The sequence below is a fragment of the Bacillus sp. FSL K6-0255 genome (assembly GCF_045040725.1).
Taxonomy (GTDB): domain Bacteria; phylum Bacillota; class Bacilli; order Bacillales; family Bacillaceae; genus Bacillus; species Bacillus subtilis.
In genome coordinates this window covers 561,754-582,556 of the sequence record NZ_CP150278.1, presented here as the reverse complement: position 1 = coordinate 582,556, position 20,803 = coordinate 561,754, and the positions used below count along the sequence as shown (strand labels likewise).

27 protein-coding genes are annotated in these 20,803 nt (G+C 40.7%); 15 read left to right on the top strand and 12 right to left on the bottom strand.

What is annotated here, in order from left to right; genetic code table 11:
- Nucleotides 1-206: 206 nt before the first annotated feature.
- Nucleotides 207-1,850, top strand: a complete 1,644-nt coding sequence (gene vmlR / locus MHB62_RS03035; protein ID WP_032722938.1) for an ABC-F type ribosomal protection protein VmlR — start codon at nucleotides 207-209, stop codon at nucleotides 1,848-1,850.
- A gap of 159 nt (nucleotides 1,851-2,009) precedes the next feature.
- Here the strand turns inward: vmlR and MHB62_RS03030 are convergent, their stop codons facing one another.
- From MHB62_RS03030 to MHB62_RS03020, 3 genes are all read right to left on the bottom strand, one after another.
- Nucleotides 2,010-2,483 carry a GNAT family N-acetyltransferase gene (locus tag MHB62_RS03030; RefSeq protein ID WP_003234145.1) on the bottom strand — a complete coding sequence of 158 codons (474 nt, stop codon included), beginning with the start codon at nucleotides 2,481-2,483 and terminating at the stop codon, nucleotides 2,010-2,012.
- 162 nt (nucleotides 2,484-2,645) lie between these two features.
- Complete coding sequence (locus MHB62_RS03025; RefSeq protein ID WP_019712446.1) at nucleotides 2,646-2,990, bottom strand: DoxX family protein; 345 nt, start codon at nucleotides 2,988-2,990, stop codon at nucleotides 2,646-2,648.
- Complete coding sequence (locus tag MHB62_RS03020; RefSeq protein ID WP_019712445.1) at nucleotides 2,987-3,583, bottom strand: TetR/AcrR family transcriptional regulator; 597 nt, start codon at nucleotides 3,581-3,583, stop codon at nucleotides 2,987-2,989. Before MHB62_RS03020 ends, MHB62_RS03025 begins: the two co-directional genes overlap by 4 nt.
- Nucleotides 3,584-3,881: 298 nt before the next feature.
- On the opposite strand from MHB62_RS03020, the gene MHB62_RS03015 reads away from it, so the two are divergent.
- Genes MHB62_RS03015 through cotP form a run of 3 tightly spaced genes read left to right on the top strand, consistent with a single transcriptional unit; the run spans nucleotide 3,882 to nucleotide 4,854 of the window.
- Nucleotides 3,882-4,154, top strand: coding sequence for a spore germination protein (locus MHB62_RS03015; RefSeq protein ID WP_003243854.1), 273 nt, complete (start codon nucleotides 3,882-3,884; stop codon nucleotides 4,152-4,154).
- 13 nt (nucleotides 4,155-4,167) lie between these two features.
- Nucleotides 4,168-4,410 (top strand): spore germination protein, encoded by a 243-nt coding sequence (locus MHB62_RS03010; RefSeq protein WP_003234151.1) that lies wholly within the window; start codon nucleotides 4,168-4,170, stop codon nucleotides 4,408-4,410.
- Between the two features lie 12 nt (nucleotides 4,411-4,422).
- Nucleotides 4,423-4,854 carry a spore coat protein CotP gene (cotP, locus tag MHB62_RS03005; RefSeq protein WP_003234154.1) on the top strand — a complete coding sequence of 144 codons (432 nt, stop codon included), beginning with the start codon at nucleotides 4,423-4,425 and terminating at the stop codon, nucleotides 4,852-4,854.
- Between the two features lie 14 nt (nucleotides 4,855-4,868).
- Here cotP and MHB62_RS03000 read toward each other — a convergent pair whose 3' ends face one another.
- Entirely contained in the window at nucleotides 4,869-5,576 is a 708-nt protein-coding gene (locus MHB62_RS03000; RefSeq protein WP_003234156.1) for a DUF421 domain-containing protein, read from the bottom strand.
- Nucleotides 5,577-5,784: 208 nt separating this feature from the next.
- On the opposite strand from MHB62_RS03000, the gene MHB62_RS02995 reads away from it, so the two are divergent.
- The 4 genes from MHB62_RS02995 (at nucleotide 5,785) to MHB62_RS02980 (ending at nucleotide 7,488) form a co-directional block, all read left to right on the top strand.
- Nucleotides 5,785-6,366: a DUF421 domain-containing protein gene (locus MHB62_RS02995; RefSeq protein ID WP_003234158.1), complete on the top strand. Its 582-nt coding sequence runs from the start codon at nucleotides 5,785-5,787 to the stop codon at nucleotides 6,364-6,366.
- A gap of 123 nt (nucleotides 6,367-6,489) precedes the next feature.
- Nucleotides 6,490-6,720, top strand: coding sequence for a spore germination protein (locus MHB62_RS02990; RefSeq protein WP_019712444.1), 231 nt, complete (start codon nucleotides 6,490-6,492; stop codon nucleotides 6,718-6,720).
- A gap of 33 nt (nucleotides 6,721-6,753) precedes the next feature.
- Nucleotides 6,754-7,047: a hypothetical protein gene (locus MHB62_RS02985; protein WP_009969672.1), complete on the top strand. Its 294-nt coding sequence runs from the start codon at nucleotides 6,754-6,756 to the stop codon at nucleotides 7,045-7,047.
- A 204-nt stretch (nucleotides 7,048-7,251) separates the two neighbouring features.
- A complete protein-coding gene (locus MHB62_RS02980) occupies nucleotides 7,252-7,488 on the top strand; it encodes a spore germination protein (RefSeq protein WP_003244342.1) in 237 nt (78 codons plus the stop codon).
- Between the two features lie 39 nt (nucleotides 7,489-7,527).
- On the opposite strand, the gene MHB62_RS02975 is transcribed toward MHB62_RS02980, so the two are convergent.
- The 4 genes from MHB62_RS02975 to MHB62_RS02960 all read right to left on the bottom strand — a co-directional run bounded on the left by MHB62_RS02975 (nucleotide 7,528) and on the right by MHB62_RS02960 (nucleotide 10,117).
- On the bottom strand, nucleotides 7,528-7,866 hold the full coding sequence (locus MHB62_RS02975; protein ID WP_003244013.1) for a thioredoxin family protein: 339 nt from the start codon (nucleotides 7,864-7,866) through the stop codon (nucleotides 7,528-7,530).
- 185 nt (nucleotides 7,867-8,051) lie between these two features.
- Complete coding sequence (locus tag MHB62_RS02970) at nucleotides 8,052-8,441, bottom strand: DoxX family protein (RefSeq protein ID WP_003234169.1); 390 nt, start codon at nucleotides 8,439-8,441, stop codon at nucleotides 8,052-8,054.
- A gap of 101 nt (nucleotides 8,442-8,542) precedes the next feature.
- Nucleotides 8,543-9,481 (bottom strand): ring-cleaving dioxygenase, encoded by a 939-nt coding sequence (locus MHB62_RS02965; protein ID WP_003234172.1) that lies wholly within the window; start codon nucleotides 9,479-9,481, stop codon nucleotides 8,543-8,545.
- Between the two features lie 15 nt (nucleotides 9,482-9,496).
- Nucleotides 9,497-10,117, bottom strand: a complete 621-nt coding sequence (locus MHB62_RS02960) for a nitroreductase family protein (RefSeq protein WP_003244392.1) — start codon at nucleotides 10,115-10,117, stop codon at nucleotides 9,497-9,499.
- 475 nt (nucleotides 10,118-10,592) lie between these two features.
- On the opposite strand from MHB62_RS02960, the gene mneP reads away from it, so the two are divergent.
- The 4 genes from mneP to MHB62_RS02940 all read left to right on the top strand — a co-directional run bounded on the left by mneP (nucleotide 10,593) and on the right by MHB62_RS02940 (nucleotide 14,296).
- Nucleotides 10,593-11,486, top strand: coding sequence for a manganese transporter MneP (gene mneP / locus MHB62_RS02955; protein WP_015252717.1), 894 nt, complete (start codon nucleotides 10,593-10,595; stop codon nucleotides 11,484-11,486).
- A gap of 113 nt (nucleotides 11,487-11,599) precedes the next feature.
- Nucleotides 11,600-12,412 (top strand): MerR family transcriptional regulator, encoded by an 813-nt coding sequence (locus tag MHB62_RS02950; RefSeq protein WP_015715309.1) that lies wholly within the window; start codon nucleotides 11,600-11,602, stop codon nucleotides 12,410-12,412.
- Nucleotides 12,413-12,501: 89 nt separating this feature from the next.
- A complete protein-coding gene (locus tag MHB62_RS02945) occupies nucleotides 12,502-13,191 on the top strand; it encodes a DUF554 domain-containing protein (RefSeq protein WP_019712443.1) in 690 nt (229 codons plus the stop codon).
- Nucleotides 13,192-13,393: 202 nt separating this feature from the next.
- Nucleotides 13,394-14,296, top strand: a complete 903-nt coding sequence (locus MHB62_RS02940; RefSeq protein WP_019712442.1) for a carboxylesterase — start codon at nucleotides 13,394-13,396, stop codon at nucleotides 14,294-14,296.
- Between the two features lie 412 nt (nucleotides 14,297-14,708).
- Here MHB62_RS02940 and MHB62_RS02935 read toward each other — a convergent pair whose 3' ends face one another.
- From MHB62_RS02935 to ydfH, 3 genes are all read right to left on the bottom strand, one after another.
- Nucleotides 14,709-16,883, bottom strand: coding sequence for an MMPL family transporter (locus MHB62_RS02935; RefSeq protein ID WP_019712440.1), 2,175 nt, complete (start codon nucleotides 16,881-16,883; stop codon nucleotides 14,709-14,711).
- Nucleotides 16,884-16,998: 115 nt separating this feature from the next.
- Nucleotides 16,999-17,640: a two-component system response regulator YdfI gene (gene ydfI, locus MHB62_RS02930; RefSeq protein ID WP_003244318.1), complete on the bottom strand. Its 642-nt coding sequence runs from the start codon at nucleotides 17,638-17,640 to the stop codon at nucleotides 16,999-17,001.
- Nucleotides 17,633-18,856 carry a two-component system sensor histidine kinase YdfH gene (gene ydfH, locus MHB62_RS02925; RefSeq protein ID WP_032678641.1) on the bottom strand — a complete coding sequence of 408 codons (1,224 nt, stop codon included), beginning with the start codon at nucleotides 18,854-18,856 and terminating at the stop codon, nucleotides 17,633-17,635. The genes ydfI and ydfH overlap by 8 nt, the downstream gene beginning before the upstream one ends.
- Before the next feature lie 267 nt (nucleotides 18,857-19,123).
- Here ydfH and MHB62_RS02920 point away from each other — a divergent pair, with 267 nt between their 5' ends.
- From MHB62_RS02920 to MHB62_RS02910, 3 genes are all read left to right on the top strand, one after another.
- On the top strand, nucleotides 19,124-19,273 hold the full coding sequence (locus MHB62_RS02920; RefSeq protein WP_003234189.1) for a hypothetical protein: 150 nt from the start codon (nucleotides 19,124-19,126) through the stop codon (nucleotides 19,271-19,273).
- On the top strand, nucleotides 19,270-19,449 hold the full coding sequence (locus tag MHB62_RS02915) for a hypothetical protein (RefSeq protein WP_010886421.1): 180 nt from the start codon (nucleotides 19,270-19,272) through the stop codon (nucleotides 19,447-19,449). Before MHB62_RS02920 ends, MHB62_RS02915 begins: the two co-directional genes overlap by 4 nt.
- 85 nt (nucleotides 19,450-19,534) lie before the next feature.
- On the top strand, nucleotides 19,535-19,978 hold the full coding sequence (locus tag MHB62_RS02910) for a carboxymuconolactone decarboxylase family protein (protein WP_014478970.1): 444 nt from the start codon (nucleotides 19,535-19,537) through the stop codon (nucleotides 19,976-19,978).
- Nucleotides 19,979-20,057: 79 nt separating this feature from the next.
- On the opposite strand, the gene MHB62_RS02905 is transcribed toward MHB62_RS02910, so the two are convergent.
- Nucleotides 20,058-20,738 carry a helix-turn-helix transcriptional regulator gene (locus MHB62_RS02905; RefSeq protein WP_019712438.1) on the bottom strand — a complete coding sequence of 227 codons (681 nt, stop codon included), beginning with the start codon at nucleotides 20,736-20,738 and terminating at the stop codon, nucleotides 20,058-20,060.
- Nucleotides 20,739-20,803 lie beyond the last annotated feature (65 nt).

Here is a 20,803-nt window from a genome sequence, read left to right as displayed (position 1 = left end):
GATGGGTGGACAATGATTAACTAATCTTATTTTTACCGTTTGAAATCAATATTTCAAATCAAAAAATAGGATTAGTCTGCCCATTTTCTATATATACGACCTGCTATTTATAAAAAATAGCTTATTTGATCATGCACAGGCACGGCTAATCCTTCCAACACATTTGGGAGGATTTTTTTATTCTCCCTTTAAAGCGAGGGATATGGATGAAAGAGATCGTAACATTAACAAACGTTAGCTATGAAGTGAAGGATCTGACTGTTTTTAAAAATATAAATGCCAGTGTTCAGCAAGGAGATATCATTGGAATTATCGGCAAAAACGGCGCTGGGAAATCTACGCTGCTGCACCTCATTCACAATGACTTAGCCCCTTCCCAGGGTCAAATCCTTCGAAAGGATATAAAACTGGCTTTGGTTGAACAGGAAACAGCGGCATATTCCTTTGCGGATCAGACACCTGCCGAAAAGAAGTTACTGGAGAAATGGCATGTGCCTCTTCGTGATTTTCATCAGTTAAGCGGCGGTGAAAAACTAAAAGCGCGGCTGGCGAAAGGACTATCAGAGGATGCAGATCTGCTGCTGTTAGATGAACCGACAAACCACCTTGATGAAAAAAGCTTGCAATTTCTCATCCAACAGCTGAAACATTATAACGGCACTGTGATTCTCGTTTCTCACGATCGATATTTTTTAGACGAAGCCGCAACAAAAATATGGTCGCTTGAGGATCAGACGCTGATTGAATTCAAAGGGAATTACTCCGGGTATATGAAGTTCCGGGAGAAGAAAAGACTCACCCAGCAGCGTGAATATGAAAAGCAGCAAAAAATGGTTGAACGGATTGAAGCACAAATGAATGAGCTCGCTTCTTGGTCGGAAAAAGCCCATGCTCAATCGACGAAAAAGGAAGGGTTTAAAGAATATCACCGGGTAAAAGCGAAGCGTACGGATGCCCAGATAAAATCCAAGCAGAAGCGGCTTGAAAAAGAGCTGGAAAAAGCAAAGGCAAAACCCGTTACCCCAGAATATACAGTCCGCTTTTCAATCGATACAACCCACAAAACAGGAAAACGTTTTTTAGAAGTTCAGAATGTAACAAAAGCGTTTGAAGAAAGGACCCTCTTTAAAAACGCAAACTTTACGATTCAGCACGGCGAAAAGGTTGCGATCATAGGCCCCAATGGCAGCGGAAAAACGACATTACTGAACATCATTCTGGGACAGGAAACAGCAGAAGGAAGTGTATGGGTGTCGCCGTCCGCAAACATCGGCTATTTAACGCAGGAGGTGTTTGATTTGCCTTTAGAACAAACACCGGAAGAGTTATTTAAGAATGAAACATTCAAAGCAAGGGGGCACGTTCAAAATCTGATGAGGCACTTAGGTTTTACAGCCGCCCAATGGACTGAACCGATCAAGCATATGAGTATGGGTGAGCGTGTAAAGATCAAGCTGATGGCCTATATTCTGGAGGAAAAAGACGTGCTGATTTTAGATGAGCCGACAAACCATCTCGACCTGCCGTCACGCGAACAGCTGGAAGAAACACTGTCACAATACAGCGGCACATTGCTGGCGGTTTCACATGACCGATACTTTCTCGAAAAAACAACAAACAGTAAACTCGTCATCTCAAACAACGGCATCGAAAAGCAGTTAAACGACGCTCCTTCAGAAAGAAATGAGCGGGAGGAGCTTCGGTTAAAGCTTGAGACAGAAAGACAAGAAGTGCTGGGAAAGCTCAGTTTTATGACGCCAAATGATAAAGGGTATAAGGAGCTTGATCAGGCTTTCAATGAGCTTACGAAACGAATAAAAGAGCTGGATCATCAAGACAAAAAAGACTGAGGGAGAAAGTTCAAGCGGCATTGAAAAGGACAACAGCTGTTGTCCTTTTTCTTTATATGTTCAAGCCTCCCATGACCTTAATCTTTCTAATGATGACTTATAGTACCCTGCCACCGCTTCCAGATAGGCATGTTGTATTTGGGTAACGTAAGCGGCTTTTCAGCATAGCTGTTTCCGCATACGTATATTGGTCATGGCATAGCCCATCTTCTGATAAAGATAGACGGCTGTCTCGTTGTGTGCAAATACATGTAGAGCCAGCCTTTCCGCACCAAGCTCTCTTGCTCTTTCATCAAGCGTTTGAAGCGCCAATTGAGCAAGTCCTTTTCCGCGAAAGGCTTCATACAACCCAAAGGAATAGATAAACGCTTCCTTTTGCGGATGTAATGGATCAGCATACAGCCAGAGCCAGCCCATTCTTTCTCCTTGGTCATTTGTGATGTTCCAAAAATAATGATTGCTGCTGTCTCGCCCATTCGGAATCATGTTTTCATATGCCTGCTCCGATTTCTCAAACGCCTCTTTTTCCGTCCAAGTTCCTGACGTTATGTTTTGTTTCGCAAAATTTTGCACGGACATCCCGCGAAAGGCTTCGAACTCTTCCTCAGTCATGTCTTCCAAAGTGAATGCCATCCTGTATTCCTCCTTTATAAAAAAAGCCCAGCTGATGCCGGACGAATAACACAGAAATGGAGCTCTATTTTACTGATTCAGTTAATTCCTGGACTTTCTATTATTCGATAAGAAAAGGAGATTTCCTGCAAATGGGCTTGTTCTTAAACATTAGTGAAAAGCTTACGTGTAACTCCCCATGATGATCATGATTGAAACAATCAAACAAATCATCGCTGGTATCGCCATGATGACAGATTGTCTTGCTCGAAACATATGCGCATGAATTGCTCCCGCCATGAGAACGACAAACAGAATACCTGCTCCAATTGCTGCATACCGATTCCAAATTCCCGCTGTCATAGCAAGTGCCCCGGCTATTTCAAGAATGCCAGTAACAGTCAGAAACCATAATGGATATTGATAATGCCGCCAATGCTCAACTTGAAAGGGAACGCGGCTTACCTTTATGATGCCTCCCGCAAGCATAAAAACTGCCAAACTGACTTTCATCATAATAGATATCATCTTACATCATTCCCTTTCGGAAGCATCCCGTAAATTAAAAGATTCACAACCTCTGCTGCGAGGCTTGCCGGATCTTTGATTCCGGTTAACAAAAATGATTCGGTTAAATGTTCAATCATGCCGACCAAACACTCAGCGACAGTTTCCATATCCAGTTCAGAGTGAAAATAGCCAAGCCGCTGTTCTGCTTCTAAGTTCTCTTTCAAAACCATCGCCAAGTCTTTTTTCATTTGTTTTGCTTCCGGGTTGAGAAAAAAGCCGATCTTGGTTAAATCCTTGTCCTCATCCAAAAATTGAAAAACAGTCTCTACAGCTAGCAGTACCCGTTTTGACACATCCTCCGTGTTTAATCCGTTTTCCAGAAGAAGTGACTCTGTCAGCTTTCTGACTCGAGAGTGAAAATCGGTTATTAACTCGGCAAAGATGGCTTCTTTGCTTTGAAAGTACAGGTAAAATGAAGGCTGCGTGAACCCAGCTTTTTTCACAATTTCACTTACCTTCGCGTCATGGAATCCCCGAACCGAAAATTCATTAGCGGCAGCTTTAAGTAACCGTTTTCGGCTTTCTACTCCTTTACGTCCTTTACTTTTCAACTAGGACCACCCCAAAAATAATACTCACGATTAATGTTACTCACGAGTATTATTTCATGGCATTAGCTTCATTGTCAATTATTTCAAACTGATCCTGTTTGCCAGCTTCCTTTATTAAAAGGTCTCATGCATTTCGAATAACTGAATCAATTCATTGATTCCTATATCAATGGCTTTTCATTCACTGATAATTGAGCATCACTCCGGGGCCAGATAGAGTTTTGCCCGTAAATGCAAGGAACAATTGGGTGCAGCGGCGCATAATGTACTGTACAGAAAGATGGAAGGGTGTGATGGGATGCCGTCTACAGTAATCAACCTATATTATTTGAAGATCAACAGTATTTCGGGCAATGGTTCAATTACAATAGGCGAAGCTGCTTATAACAGCCCTACCAACAATCAAAAATCTCAAGGGACCAACTCTTCTTTCGGTGATACATCACCTACAGAATCCGTAATGGAAAACTTCTTAAACGATCCTGATGTAAATGACCAGACATCTATCGGCAACTCTGATACATCCAACGTTAATGCTCCTCCGATTGCACCACCGCCAATTTTAGATTAAAGGGGTTTCGTCTATGCCATATCAAATTAATATCGCAAATATTAAGATCAACGGCGTCACGCAAAACGGAAATATAGATGTCGGTCCGACTGTGCACAACAGCCATACTGCGAACAGCAAATATTTTGGAGCAAACTTTTCCTTAGGGGATCTTTCGCCTACGTCTTCACTTTTAAACACTGGAAATATTGATTCAGACGTTAGTGACCAAGACCAAATCGGAAACCCTTCTGCGCCGATTTCAAATCAAATTTAAGGAGAATCTCATATGGATTTCGAAAAAATTCGAAAGTGGCTTGAGATTACGAATGAATATAAACAAAGTGACTTTTGGACAAATGTGCTCAAATATAAAGCCCCGGAACATTTTTTTGATTCCGAAGCTTCTACGTTTGTTTACGACTTTTATCAAGATGAGGAATATAATTTTATCATTGTGGAAATGCCCGGTGTGTATGAGGAAGAATTAACGATCCGTTTACTGTCTAAAACCCAGCTGCTGATCAAAGGAACGATCACGCCTGTTTTTCCAGCCGAAATGGAAGTGCTGCGTGAACGGTATTACGGAGAAATTGAGCGAATCATTCAGCTTCCCGAAGCCGCTGAAACTCATTTGTTACAGATTCAGCTGTTAAACGGGCTTCTGCATATTTCGTACCCAAGACAAGTTGAAACCGTTGCGTTCAATAAGGGGCTTTAAGATTGATTGTTCCTTCATTCCTTATCCATAGGGACTGATATATGGTCTTTATATTGATCCACATAAATATCCCCATTACCCAGCAGCACTGCGTACACGGTCTCTTTCACCTTTATGTCTCTTTTTCGCAATTCTTCCAAAAGCCAGGATTCCGTCAAACGATTCTGCTTTAAATTATTCTCAATGATTTCTCCGTCCATAATAAGTTCTATCGGAAGCCTTTGTTCTTGGTTTACCGCAATCATTAAATCCTGTTTGGTCACATGCCGGAATTGCGGTTTTCTTAACACAGTCAGCTGACCATTCGTTTCAAGAATGGCAAAAAGAACTTCTTCGATATTAAATATTTCTTTTTCCCGTAATTGCTGATTTAAATAATCAAGTGTGTAACGCATTTTCCTCATATTTGATTCAAGTATCTTCCCGTTTTGAATCAGCACTGTTGGATCTCCGGCAAAAAATTTCCTCAGCTTCCTGTTCTTTATCGACAGAAACGAAATTAGAAAAATGGTTAGCACAAAAATACTAAACGAAATGGCCATATTGTGCGGTTTTATTGAAGTATTGTAAGCTAATCCGGCAGCAATCGCCCCTAGTGTGATCGCCGCAATAAAATCAAAAATCGTCATTTGAGAGATTGTCTGTTTGCCTAAAATTCGTTCTGCGATTAACAGCAAGCCAAAGCTGGCAACCGTTCTAATGACAACTTCAAGTTCAATCATGTTATGGCGCTCCCCGCTTCCCAGATTGTTTCGGCCAAAAAACTCCTGTTGCTATCATTGTTTGGCTTAATATATCCATCTATACCAAAAATATTGTTCGGTTCAGGACAGAATGAACCGACTGCCTTTCGGATATATTAAATTGCGATTGGCCGGAAGAAAAGCCAATCCCATGACAAATCTAATTCATCATTGGTCAGGTGGTAGCATGAATTTCACTTGGGAATCTCTTGTTCTCATTGTAGCCGGGGTCATTTTGCTGAGAATTTCAGGAAGGAAATCAATCGCACAAATGACGTCGACTCAAACGGTTGTCATGATTTCGATCGGAACTATTATCGTTCAGCCAATCATCGAGTACAGCCTCTTCAAAACATTAATTGCAGCGGCAATTTTCACAAGCACACTCATCGTTATGGAATGGATCCAAATGAAATCGAACACCATTGAAAAGATGTTAACCGGAAAAGCAAAAATCGTCATTGAAAACGGACAGCTTCATATCGAAAACTTAAAGAAGATGAGACTTACAGCTGACCAGCTTGAAATGCAGCTAAGGCTTCACGGCGTTACGGCTATACAAGATGTCAAAATTGCGACATTAGAGGCAAACGGGCAATTAGGAATAGAATTAACTGATGACGCCAAGCCTTTAACAGTCAGGGATCTGAAAAAACTCATTCACCCCGATTTCATAAATAAGGACGGACAAGCCCAGTCTGGCAATCAGAATATTTTTGATGAAGTTGGCAAAAAAAATAAAAAAAACGTCCCTAAAAAGCTGCATTAACAAAAGGCGCTTGTGGCATTTTGCAGGTTTTTGTCTCTTACTGAAAGTTTTTGCCGTTTTGTTTAAGCAACTGCTGCTCACACACCATATTGTATAAACAGTCATAACAGAGAGGAGAGATGAATGATGAAATTCCCAGTTTATATTCATTTGATATCCGGGAACAGCGTTTTTAATAACGGATTTGCAGTTTCCATCAGCCCGTTCTCTGTGTCTAAAACAACAGAGGGTTCCGGTGGGAGTAATACAGGTTTGGTTTTTGAATCCAATGCTTTAAGCCAAACAAGCTCCGCCAATCAAGCCCAAAATGTAACATATGCGATCCAAGAGCTGCTTTCCAAGCTTTTAGCGTAAAAATTAAGAAATAAACACTTCATGAGGTGCCGTATGGCTTTTCCAATTATTCACACGAACTTTTGGGATGCTGTGATAGCTGTTCCAATCATCATATTGATAACCCAAATCCTCAAAATATTATTGAAAATCCCCAAAACTTTTGTACCGTCAGTTGCCTTAATAACAGGCCTTGTCATTTCTGTTTTCATAAGCCATCGACACAGCCTCTTTTCTGGCGTATTTATGGGCTGGTTTTATGGCTACGCTGCTATAGGCTCCTACTCATCATTAAAAACGACTATCTTATCCTTCAGGCAAACGAAAAACGATACATCAAATTCATAGATGACATATAACGATCTGCCGCCTCTTTATCAGGCGGCTTTATTTCTGCTGATAGGTTGATCATCTTCAAAAGATGATCATTCACTCGCTATTATTTTTACCATTATGTTGATGCAATGATATAAAAACGCAATATCATAGAAGTAAATAGACTGCCAGCGTCCTTTATGACAGCTACTTCTGAGTGAAAGGAGTTTTTGAAGCATGCGATCTCAAATCAACATCTCAAATCTCACGATAAATGGAATGACACAAAACGCCAATACAGATATCGGACAAAACTTGCAAAACAGCCATACTGCGAACAGCAAAAATTACGGAGTGAATTTCACATTAGGAGATTACTCTCCTTCTCATTCAATTATTATTTCAGCAAGTTGTGATAATGATACAAGTGATCAAGGGCAGGTTGATAACCCTTCTTCGCCTAGTGAAGAATAAAAAAAGAACTCATTTGAGTTCTTTTTTTGCCTTATTCCTTTATTCGCCTTCATATAATCGATAAACCCTTTTCAGCTTTTGTTCAAGCTGTTCAAAATGAACAAAACGGGCTTCTCTTAGAAACTCAGTCCCATCAATGAACAAAAGAAGCACAGGAACGGTGAAAACTGAAAATCTGCCGGCGACCTCTGCTACATCGTCAGCATTGATATGCCCCAATTTGATGTTTGGAAACTGATCCAATACTATTCTGAGCTGGGGCAGAACTGCGTGACATACTGTACAGCCAGGCCTTGATATATAAATAAAACTGAATTTGTGCTGTTTGATAAAGTTTTCTATAGAAACTAATGAATGTAATCCTGTCATCTCTTTCATCCATTTACTCCTTCAAATAGGTCTGTTTTTCATGACCAAGCTCATCAATACGTATCATTCACTATACAGATTTATATTTATGATATCCGCTTTTTTGCTTTGCAGAGTACCTGCAAGCTTGCCGAAAATGTGAAAATAAAAGAACAGTTACTGACAAGCAGCAACTGTTCTTACATACTTTCGTATTAAAAATGCAAAGCGTAAGCTCCTGAACCGATGAGTGCAACCCCTATGGAAACTGCAATGAGCACCAGGTTATATTCAAAACCTCCGGCGCCATTCGCAAAACCTTTCGCTCCATGGACTTTTACGATAGCACCTAACATGATGATTGTTATGATAGCAGCTCCAAGCGGGAGGAATACGCCTAAAATAAATAGAATTCCGCTTACTAACTCCCCAAGACCTGATAGAGCGGCCGCAACGTTTCCTGGTTTCACCCCAATTGATTCGAACCATTGTCCGGTTCCTTTAATCCCGTATCCGCCAAACCAGCCGAATAATTTTTGTGTGCCATAAAACAAAAACACCACACCAATCATTATACGAATAAGCAACAGTCCTGCATCTTCCATTTGTATCTCTCCTCATCTTTGATTTTATCTGATTCTTTGCTGACAGTACCATCCAGCAATCATCAATTGAATATATGTTTCTTTATTTTTTATGTGTCAAATCAATCTAACTCTCTTACTTCAAACGGCAGCAGCCCTTGTTCAATTTGTGTGCGATGCGGTTCATATTGCACAGGCAGCATCAGTTTTTCGCCCATTGTTTCCTGTGTTTCATCATGTGCAAAGCCTGGGGGATCAGTTGCGATTTCAAACAGGATTTCCCCGTGTTCCCTGAAGTAAATGGCATTAAAGTAGTTTCTATCCCGAACAGGAGTTACACCATATCCGTGGGAAGCAATATATCTTTGCCAATCTAACTGATCTTCATCATCGTTAGCCCGCCAAGCGATGTGATGCACCGTTCCGGCCCCCATTTGCCCGCGGCCAATAGGCGTTAACTTAAGGTCAATCACATTTCCGATATCACCGGCGGAACGATAACGAACGAAGTCTCCTTCTTTGCCGACTCGCTCCAGCCCCATGATGTTTTCTAAAAGGTCAGCGGTTTTGTCAGGCTGCTCTGATAATAGGGTTGCACCCCCAAAACCTTTAATGGCAACATCGGGCGTTACTTCTCCGAAAGTCCACGTATTAGCCTCTCCTTCTTCTCTTTCCACGATTTCTAAGTGCAGTCCATGAGGATCATCAAATTCTACATATTGTTCCCCAAAGCGCTCGATTTTGGTGTAGGGAACGTTGAACTTTTCTAGTCTCTTTTCCCAAAATGCCATAGCCCCTTTCGGCACGACATACGAAGTCACGCCAACTTGACCGTCTCCAATGACGCCTTGGCGGGCTCCGGCCCACGGAAAGAAGGTAATGATTGTTCCCGGCTTCCCGCCTTCATTCCCAAAATAAAGATGATACGTACCTGGGTCATCAAAATTGACAGTTTGCTTGACCAAACGAAGCCCAAGCACTCCTGCGTAAAAATCTGTGTTCTCTTGAGGGTGACCGACAATCGCTGTAATATGATGAATTCCCATCGTTTTTTTAGCCATTTTTATCCGCTCCTTTTACATATACTCAACAAACTCATTCACAGGCTTCCGGTAGCCGCGCGGTCTTCTGCTCTCTGTTTTTTCTTTTCCAATCGTAATCATCATGACAACCTCAAATTGGTCGTCTATGTTCAAAATCCGTTTTACGGCTTCCGCATCAAAGCCGATCATCGGGCAGGTATCCCAGCCTTTTTCCTTAGCACTCAGCATAAACATCATCGCAGAAAGTGAAGCATTCCTTATCGCCTCATCTCTCTTAAATTGTTCTCCCCTGTTTTCATAAAACGAAACGGTGTCTTGCACCATGTGGTCATACTCTTGCTTATTTAATATCCCCAATACCTTTAAACCTTCATAGATATCGGCCGCTTGTTGATATGCCTGCTTATCCCCTAATACCAAGAGAACCGCAGAAGAGCTAACCACTTTATATTGTCCGTTTGCGGCCTGCTTCAGCTTTTCCTTTACGTCCTGGTCAAGAACCGTCACATATTTTGTATGCTGCAAATTAAAAGCCGATGGTGCCAATGCAACCAATTCAAACATCTCATTGAGATCTTCTTTTGTGATTGGATGACCTGAAAGAAAATTGCTTGCAGATCGTCTTTCATTGACTAAATGAGTAAATTCAGCCATTACGCTACACTCCCTTTTATCTCGAATTCGAGATATTATGTTATAAAAAATCATATTGAATATTGTGTAAAAGAACTGACAACGATTGAACACTTAGAGTTGCGCTTGATCGCTGATCTTTCCGACCAAATATCTCAAATTAAAATATCTTGAATATGAGATAATAGTAAAATACAGATCTTCTCATGTCAATAGGTTTTTGAAAATTAGGTGGAAATTTTTCACTGACGGCAGCATTTTAATAGCGAATCATCACTGTTGTTACATAAGAACTCATTTGTTTGCTGTATGACCTTTTTAGCATAGCTCCAACTTTTTTTCTGTCACCTTATTTATTAGTAAACAGGAAACAACGTTGCTATAGACCCACTCGAAATTGAATTGGTATGATAAACAAAGTGATTACACAGGAAAGGATACGGAGAGCGTATATAGAGCACTCCTATTTTTTTGTGCAGTTTTATAGGAGGAAAAAATGGCAAGTGAAAGAGAACAAATAAGCAGAAAAGTTGCTTTGATTGCATTGATCGCCAATCTGATCTTAATGGCAGGAAAGGTCTTTTTTGGGCTGGTAGGCGATAGTGAAGCCGTGTTTGCAGACGGAATACATTCCGCGGCAGATGTCGTTGCTTCGATTGCAGTCTTGGCAGTGATCGGAATTTCCAATAAACCGCCCGATCAAGACCATCCTTTTGGTCACGGAAAAGCTGAAGTCATTAGTGAGGCGATTGTAGGAATTATCTTAGTGATCGTATCCGTTTATATCCTCATAGAAGCGATTCTGTCCTTTGTTAAAGGGCCAAGCGTTCCCCAATACAGCGCATTGTTTGCGGCTCTGATTTCGTACGTGGCTAAGGAAATCTTATATCGTTATTCTATAAAGCAAGGGGAAAAATGGAACAGCAAAGCGATTATAGCGATTGCGTACGATCATAAAGGCGATATCGTTGCCTCTCTTGCCGCTTTTATCGGCGTCCTGTTGGCTATCATCGGAAACACCCGCGGATGGTCCTATCTGTTGTACGCCGATGCCATTGCCAGTGCAATCGTTGCTTACCTCATTTTTAAGATTTCAATGGAATTAATCAGGCCGTCTGTTGATGTGCTCATGGAAAAGAGTGTTGATCCCGAGCTGATAGAGGAATATAAAGCTGTTATTTTTCAATGTGATCAAGTAAAACGAATTGATAGAATCCGCGCGCGAGAACATGGCCACTATAAATTGCTTGATGTCCGTTTATCTTTGGATCATGATTTGACAATTAAGCAGGGACACGATATTGCCCGCGAAATTCGAAATGAAATCAAAAGACAGTTTTCAGATGTAGAAGAAGTGCTCATCCATGTAAATCCTTATTTCGAAGAGTGAAAAGCTCCTTTTTAGAAGGAGCTTTTTCTTTATGATGCAAACTTTACCTTTAGAACTCGCCCGTACTATATAATGTGGATGTATATAATCATAGGGACAGAAAGGTTGTTAGAATGAAGGAATTTTTTTCGATTGGAGAAGTGTCAAGGTTATTCAATGTGAAAATCTCTGCTCTTCGGTATTATGATGAAATCGGCCTTTTGAAACCGGAATATAAAGATGGGCAAACGAACTATAGATATTATTCTACCCAACAGTTTGAGCGGCTGGATACCATCAAGTATTTGAGGGCCCTAGGCCTGCCAATCAATAAGCTTCTTGATTTTTATAACTCTCAAAATACAAACACTCTTCTTCATTTACTAAAAAGCCAGCAGGCTGAAATTGATCGCAAAAAGAAAGAATTGGAACGCATTGAACGAAAGATCTCCCGACGCATCACACATATAGAAGATGCCGTTAACATGCCGTTATATCAAATTACAAAAATCAAACTTCCCGCAATGCGTGTGGCTTACTTGCAGCATGAATATGTTCTCGGCCATGATATCGAACATTCGTTAGCTGAATTGAGAACCCACCTGAATGTGAACGAAGATATATTCATAGGCAAGATCGGTTTATCCATATCAGCAGCAAATGTGAAAGCAAAACAGTTTGACAAATATTCCAGTATATTTATGATTCTTGAAGATGAAAATGAAAAAACTTCTTCAGAAATCATCTTTCCTTCAAGAGAATATCTGCAAATTAGGTTTAAAGGGTCACATCCAGAAGCCGAACCATACTACAAAAAATTACTGGCATATATGAAAGAACATCATTATGAGGTAGCAGGGGACTCAATTGAAATCACACTCATTGATTATGGCATTACGAATAACCTAGATAATTATGTGACTGAAATCCTGCTGCCCATCAAATAATCTCATGAATATGTTTTTATCTCCCTTGACTCTCTACTAACTAGAGGGTTTATTTTTTATGCAGGAATGATTTTTGGAGGAGAAAGCTTATGTTTGGAACGATTTTTAACACAGTGATGATTATTGCAGGAAGCATAATCGGGGGGATATTCAAAAAAGGCATTAAAGATGAATACCAGGATATTTTGATGCAGGCAATGGGGTTCGCTGCGGTCGCGCTGGGGATCAACGCCATTACACAGCACTTGCCTGATAGTAAATACCCCATTCTATTCATCGTGAGTTTAGCCATTGGAGGTTTGCTAGGCCAGATCATCAATTTAGAATTACGATTCAACAAGCTGGTGAACAAATTTTCTAAAAGTAATTTAGCAGAGGGCTTATCTACTGCGGTCTTATTATTTTGTATAGGTTCGCTGTCAATATTGGGCCCTGTTGAAGCCGCTCTGCATGGAGATTATACATACCTTCTGACAAACGGGATGTTAGATGGGATCACCTCCATTGTGCTCGCTTCAACTTTTGGTTTTGGAATAGCGGCTGCCGCCATTGTATTATTTGTCTGGCAGGGCTCCATCTATTTATTTGCTAAAGTAATGGAGAGCGCAATCAATACAGACCTTATTAATGAAATCACAATTGTGGGAGGCATACTCATCCTCAGTTCAGGTCTAAGCATTCTTGGAATCAAGAAGTTCAAAACATTGAATTTGCTGCCTTCCCTCTTGATCCCTCCTGTTGTGATTTTTGTGATTCATGCATTTGGATTGCGGCTTTAATGAAGCGGCTCCACAAAGGAGGTTAATATTCTGTTATATTGATTTTCAATAATCTGTTCCAATCGTTTTATTTCCTTTTCATCTTGGATTTGACGTCTAATAACAACTGTATTATATTGTAAATAAAGTCTGTTATATCAAAATCAGATTCCCCATCACGAAACGGCACATTCATTTAAATAAAATTGGGAGGGGCATTTGTATGTCAAACCATTCATCTAGTATTCCCGAATTAAGTGACAACGGTATCCGCTATTATCAAACTTATAATGAAAGCCTTAGTCTTTGGCCGGTCCGTTGTAAATCATTCTATATATCTACTCGTTTTGGTCAAACACATGTGATTGCAAGCGGCCCAGAGGATGCCCCGCCGCTTGTATTACTCCACGGAGCATTATTCAGCTCGACGATGTGGTATCCCAACATCGCCGATTGGAGCAGTAAATACAGAACTTATGCAGTTGATATCATAGGTGATAAAAACAAGAGTATTCCTGAGAATGTAAGCGGTACAAGAACGGATTACGCCAATTGGCTTCTTGATGTGTTTGACAACCTGGGGATCGAAAAGTCCCACATGATCGGACTTTCGCTTGGCGGTCTCCATACGATGAATTTCCTTTTATGTATGCCTGAGAGAGTAAAAAGCGCAGCTATACTGAGTCCGGCAGAAACGTTTTTGCCATTTCATCACGATTTCTACAAATACGCTCTTGGCCTTACAGCGTCAAATGGAGTTGAAACATTCTTAAATTGGATGATGAATGATCAGAATGTGCTGCACCCGATTTTTGTGAAGCAGTTTCAGGCAGGGGTAATGTGGCAGGATGGATCAAGAAACCCAAATCCTAAAGCCGACGGATTTCCGTATGTTTTTACCGATGAGGAATTACGTTCAGCAAGAGTTCCTATCCTATTATTACTTGGTGAACATGAAGTCATCTATGATCCCCACTCAGCCCTGCACCGAGCCTCTTCATTCGTTCCTGATATTGAGGCGGAAGTCATTAAAAATGCCGGACATGTTTTATCGATGGAACAACCCGCTTACGTAAATGAACGTGTAATGCGTTTTTTCAATGCAGAAACAGGCATTTCACGGTAAGGGCTTATAAGATAGTGTTTTGCATTCATAAAGACCTGCAATATACTTCTAGCCGGGCATTTCAAAAAATAGAGTCTCTCTCATGGACTCTATTTTTCTTGGACAAAACCCGCAGCTGGTTTTGTGTGCTTGTTTCTTTAGGTTTCTTATATGATCAGTTGTAAAATCCTTTATTTTCAAGAAGGATTCTCAAGATCGTTGGCATCAAGTAGTGAATGCAAAGTCAAAAAATCATGTCACTTCTCCTGGGATGCCTGCTAGTATGATGCAGCTTCTGCCAATATGAAACAAAGTTCCATCCATATCGAAAATGAGTGATGGCGCCATAAGTGTCTCCTTTTAACTGCCGACTTCATCTTCTAAATACTACCATATGCAAAAAAAGCAGATCATTAAAGATCTGCTTTTTCTATTACACACTGATTTGTTTCTTTTGTTCATGATCTATTTCCGGCTGTATTTCCTTTGTCAGTTGATGCCCTTCTATATCCACGTTCGGAATCATCTTGTCCAGCCATTTCGGCAAATACCAGGCTGCATTCCCCATCAGCTTCATGACACTTGGAATCAGTGTCATTCTTACAATAAAGGCATCAAAGAGCACACCAAAGGAAAGAGCTAATCCGTTGGCTTTAATAGAAGCTTCGCCTGCAAAGATAAATCCTGCAAAAACGAAGATCATGATCAAGCCGGCTGCTGTAACAACAGGACCACTGTGTTTTAATCCAGCCTGAATGGCTTGTACTGGATTGTTTGTTTTTACATATTCTTCACGCATTCTGCTGACAAGGAATACTTGATAATCCATGGCTAACCCGAACAGAATCCCAATAGATAAAATCGGCAGGAACGCGAGTATCGGCCCTCTTTCAGGTATTTTGAAAAAGTCGATGAGATTCCCGTCTTGCAAGACAAATACACAGATTCCAAGAGTGGCTGTCATCGTCAACATGAAACCTGCAACAGCAACAAACGGCACAAGCAGCGAACGGAAAACGATGGTCAGCAATACAAACGCAAAGCCAACAATAAGTACAGCAAACACCGGTATCGCATCATTCAGGCGATCTGAAATGTCAATATTCACTGCAGTCGATCCAGTAACAAGCAAATCTACTCCGTTTTTATCTGACAAACTGCGTACATCGTGTACCAAATCTTTCGTTGTGACATCATTTGGACCTGTTTCCGGAACGACCGTAATGATGGCAAAGTTCCCTTCTTTATTAGGCATTGCAGGGGTGACACTTGCTACATGGTCTAAGCCCTTTATTTCTTTCACTGCATCTGCGAAAGCCTCCGCCTTATTTTCTGTAGCATTTGTGGCATCCGCTACGATTGTTAATTGGCCATTAAATCCTTCTCCAAAGCCTTCGGCAAGCAAGTCATATGCCCGGCGATCCGGATTATCCTTAGCTTTCATCCCAGCATCAGGCAAGCCCAGTTCCAAATGCATAGATGGGATACTAATGACGATCAAAATCAGAATGCTGCATACACTTAGCATGATAGGATTTTTGGTGACAAAGCGTCCCCAGACATTTGTTTCAGTGCTTTGTTTTTCTATTTTCTTGTTTGATTTCGGAATCATCCGCTTCCCTGCAATCGATAAGACCGCAGGCACAAGTGTAATGGAAGCCAAAACAGCCATCAGTACACTAAGCCCTGCTGTCAGCCCCATCGCAGACATAAAAGGAATGTTAACAACAGTCAATCCGCAAAGTGCAACGATAACAGTAAGTCCGGCAAAAACGACTGCGCTTCCCGCTGTTCCCACGGCTCTCGCAATTGATTCATTCTTTTGTATGCCTTCGCCTAAAAACTGGCGGTGTTTCATAAAAATAAATAAAGCATAATCAATACCAACAGCAAGGCCAATCATTCCGGCTAATGAGAGACTGACGGAAGCAATATCAAATACTTGTGTCCCAATCAAAACCAGTCCAATACTTACACCTAAACCAATCAGTGCAGTTAAAATCGGCAAACCTGCTATTAATAAAGAACCGAATGTAATGGCTAAAACGACAAAAGCCAAGATAATGCCGACAATTTCAGAGACACCGCCTATCTCCATCTCGGCTCCCGGTACATCTCCGCTTAGCTCAGTTTGCAATCCTTCATCATCAGCCATTTTCAAACTGTCTTTTAAGTGTTTGATAGAGTAATCCTTTATATCATCTGCTGATGATTTATACTTGATATCAGCATAGGCAACTGTGCCATCTTTCGCGATTGTCCCTGTCACAAAAGGACTTGCAATCGAGTCAACAGAATCATCTTTACTGATTTCTTTGAACGTATCTTCTATTGCTTTTTTTGCTGGCTTCCCAGTAAGTTTCTCCCCATCACCAGCACCGAAAATAACCCGTATGCTCCCTTTATCAGGACCGTGAGGAAATTCTTTCTGAATCACATCCATCGCTTTTTCCGAAGGTGTGTCAGGTATGGACATATCTTCAGAAAAACTTGGTTTTAAGGTGACTGCAAGGCCTATCGAAGCAACTAACACAACGATCCACGCACATATTGCTTTTATGCGATTGCGAGCAACCCATCCTCCTAATGTATATAACATTTTTGACATGATAATCTCCTTTCAACACATTGCTTGATCACATTCTTTCTCATTGTAGTTGACAATGAAATGAAAAAAACGTACATTCGGGCATGTACGTTTGGGCAATTTTCAAATATGCAGTTTAGTTGTCTATTGTCAGAATACCTTTTTGCATGGCAATCGTTACTGCCTCAGTTCTTGAATTCGCGCCTAATTTATTGTAAATGGACGTTAATCTTGACTTTACTGTTCGCTCAGAGACGCCCAAATCAAAGGCAATCGCTTTGCTTTTAAGACCTTTAGCAATTGCTTTTAGAACAATGACTTCCTTTTCTGTCAGCTGCGTCTCATTGCGCTGCTTTTTCATCCGCTCAAATTGGATTTCTTGCAGACGTTTGAGGATATCAGGCTGCAATAGCACATTTCCTCTGATCGCTGCATCCATTGTGTGAAAAAGGGTTTCTGAACTCGTATCCTTTAACAGATATCCTTTCGCTCCTAATTCAATCCCTTCGATCATTAAGTGATCTTCATTATATGTAGTCAAAATAATGATGGGGGTATCGTGTTTTTCTTTTATTTGTTTAATGGCCTCTAACCCGCTCATCTCCGGCATATACAAATCCATCAGAATGATATCCGGTTCTAATTCATCTGCAAGACGGACTGCGACTTTTCCATTTTCCGCCTCTCCTATAATGGTGTATTGATCATTCGTTTCAATTAAAAGCTTCAAACCTTCCCTCACGACAAGATGGTCATCAACGATTAAAACCTTATTCATCTTGCATCTCTCCCTGAATTGGTACAGTGATCTCAATTTGTGTTCCTTTCAATTTTGTACTCTTGATATTGAATTGGCCATTTATTGCCCTGACGCGTTCTTGTATGCCAAGAAGCCCATAATGTCCTCTCTTTTTCTTTCCTTTTTCAACATCAAATCCCTTGCCGTTATCCTTAACTGTTAAATGGAGCCTTCCCTTTTCATCATCCCAAATGGATATCCAGATTGTTTTCGCCTCAGCATGCTTTGCCGCATTCGTCATGCATTCTCCAATGATGTAATAACAGTTTTCAGCTGTACGCACATCCAGCACCTGATGCAATCTGTAATCTAATAAACAAGCCATGCCTGTCGACTCTATAAAATGATCCATTAGCGAGGTAATTCTTTCTTTTAAAACACCGATTTCTTCTGATTTGCTGCGGAGATCGTCAATAGCTGAACGTGCATCAGCTAATGTGCTTTTCACTCTTTTCATCGATTGTTGTATGATTTCCTTCGCTCTCTCTGTGTTGCCTTTGGCGAGATGAACATGAATCGCATCCAGCTGCATATTTAAACTGACAAGACCTTGAGCAAGCGTATCGTGTAAGTCTCGGGCCATCCGCTGTCTTTCGTTCTGCAGCGTCAGCTGTTCTACCTGCTGATGAGCCAGCTCCAGCCTTTCAAGAGTCAATTGAGCTTTTATTTTTTCATCGACTTGGGCAAAAAATGTTGCGGCATAAGTGATGATGACAATCATGATCGGCGCAGCAATAACAATAAAATGCAAAACTTCACCTTTATGAAGGTGATACGCCGAATTTATGACCAGCAGCAGCAATAGATAAAGAATGAGAAAAGTCCTTCTTCTGTCTGCCATTCCTATAATTTGTCCAATTAAAAATGCATAAAGGCCGATAATGACAAGTATAAAGAAGCCAGTCATGAGATTAGCAAGTGCAAAGGTGATCAAACCTTGTACCGCGAAATACAGAATCACTCTTTTCTTAACCCAGCGATATGAGTGCCAATGAAGCAAAGCAAAAATGGCGATTAATATGGTAAACGCATAAAGCAATAAAATGGACCAGCCCCCAGAAACAAATTGTAGCACGATAGAGGCTATATAGATCATGAGAATAAAAGCCAGGCCCGGCACTCTGAGTGCAAGCATGTTTAATGCCCGCCTATCATGTGAGTAATATTTATCTTTAAAAGGATTCCTTATAAGCAAACCTTATCCACTTCCTTTACCTGTTTCACCGAATAGAGATTCATGAAAATCGAACCCATATTTCAACGTGCAAACATACATGTATCCAATCATTTTATAGGAAGAGAAGGAACACAACAATATCAGGTGCAGGGAAACATTAGAGTTTCCAATAAGTGATCATTGCCCAAACGTACATGAACGTTCTGCCTCTATGTACGTTTTATCTTTTCAAATTTACCTTTAAAATCATAAGGAACTTACTATTCATTGAAGGAATGATCATCATTGAAATCGATTGATCTCACAATTTTATCATTAAAGAGAAAAGGAATCCGGACCGAAAAGGTATTAAAAAATCAGAACCCTGATCGATTAAGCCATATGACAGACAAAAATGCGCAACCAAAAAACACGGGCAAGAAAAAAGAGGAATGAACATGTATTGGTTTCTAGGTGCTTTATTATATTTTCTGATCGGTACTTATATATTCATTAGAGTCACTAGAGACAGCCAATCAGGCTCATGGATACTGCTTGCATTAGCAGCTCCACTCATCATTGCTGGCTACCCTTATTTTTATTCAAAGAAGCTTCTTTCCAAAAGACGCTGAAACAGCTGTCATTCAAACCGCACATTGGTAAAATGATCAATACCGGGATACAATCTAGGTATTCTATGGAAAGGAGTCTTGCTTTATGAGTCAAAGAGTGTCCTACTATGAGATTGCACCTGAAGGTATGAAAATCATGATGGATATGGAGAAATACACGAAACAATCCTCAATTAACCGAACGACGAGAGAACTAATCAAAATCAGAGTCTCTCAAATGAACGGCTGTGCCTACTGCATAGATATGCATACGTCCGATGCCCGCAAAATGGGGGAAACTGAACAGCGAATTTACTGTTTACATGCTTGGAATGAATGTGATTTTTACTCACCTGAAGAGAAAGCGGCTCTCGAACTATCTGAACACATCACGCTCATTCCATCTAAAAGGGTTCCTGATGAGCTATATCATCGGGTGCGGGAACATTATGATGAAAAACAATATGTTGACCTTGTTCTCATCATTAATCAAATAAACAGTTGGAACCGCATCTCTATTGCAATGGGGAATCGAGCTGCTTCAAAATAAGAAGAAGGAGTAAGATTAGAACAAATCTTACTCCTCCTAGATATCGTGCCTCATCATCTGGTGTTTCCGCTTCAAAATCCTAAATCTTCACGTTTAGGTGCTTTTCAAAAGCGATTTTCCCGCTTTGTGTAATCCTAATCGCTCTCGTTTTCGGCATACGAACGATCCACTCTTCTTCTAACATGCGCACCAATAGGGCGTTTCCTAATGCTCCTGCAATATGATGCTGCCGTTCACTCCAATCCAAACAGCAGCGGGCAAAGGCTCTCCTCTTATTCCGTTGTTGCTCTTCATTGATGCCTAACTTTGAAAAGAATAAAGCACCCTCTGAAGTCACCTCAAAGTTTAAATCAACTTTTTTTAACATCCCCTGCTCAACTAATGAATGTGCCATTTGCACGCCCACATAACCTGCCAAATGATCATAACAGGTACGGGCGAAATGCAAGTCCTTTTTCTCTTTTGACTCTTTTAAAGATGTGACTTTTGCTTTAGGCGCAATATGAAGCAATTGTTCGATCACATTTGCAGCATCTGAGTCAGCCAATCTGTAATACCGATGTCTCCCATGCTTCTCTACGCTAATCAGCTTTGCTTCAAGCAATTTATTCAGGTGAAAACTGGCGGTTTGAGGTTTAATGTTAGCGAGATATGCAAGCTCTCCCGCAGGGTGTATCCTGCCATCCATCAGACTGAGAAGAATGGAAGAACGCGAGGGATCTGATAGCAACGAAGAGATTTTTGCAATATTAGGATTCATGATTTTCCTCCTTACATTCATATTTCGATGATAGTTGAAATGTTAATCCTTTACAATATAAATGT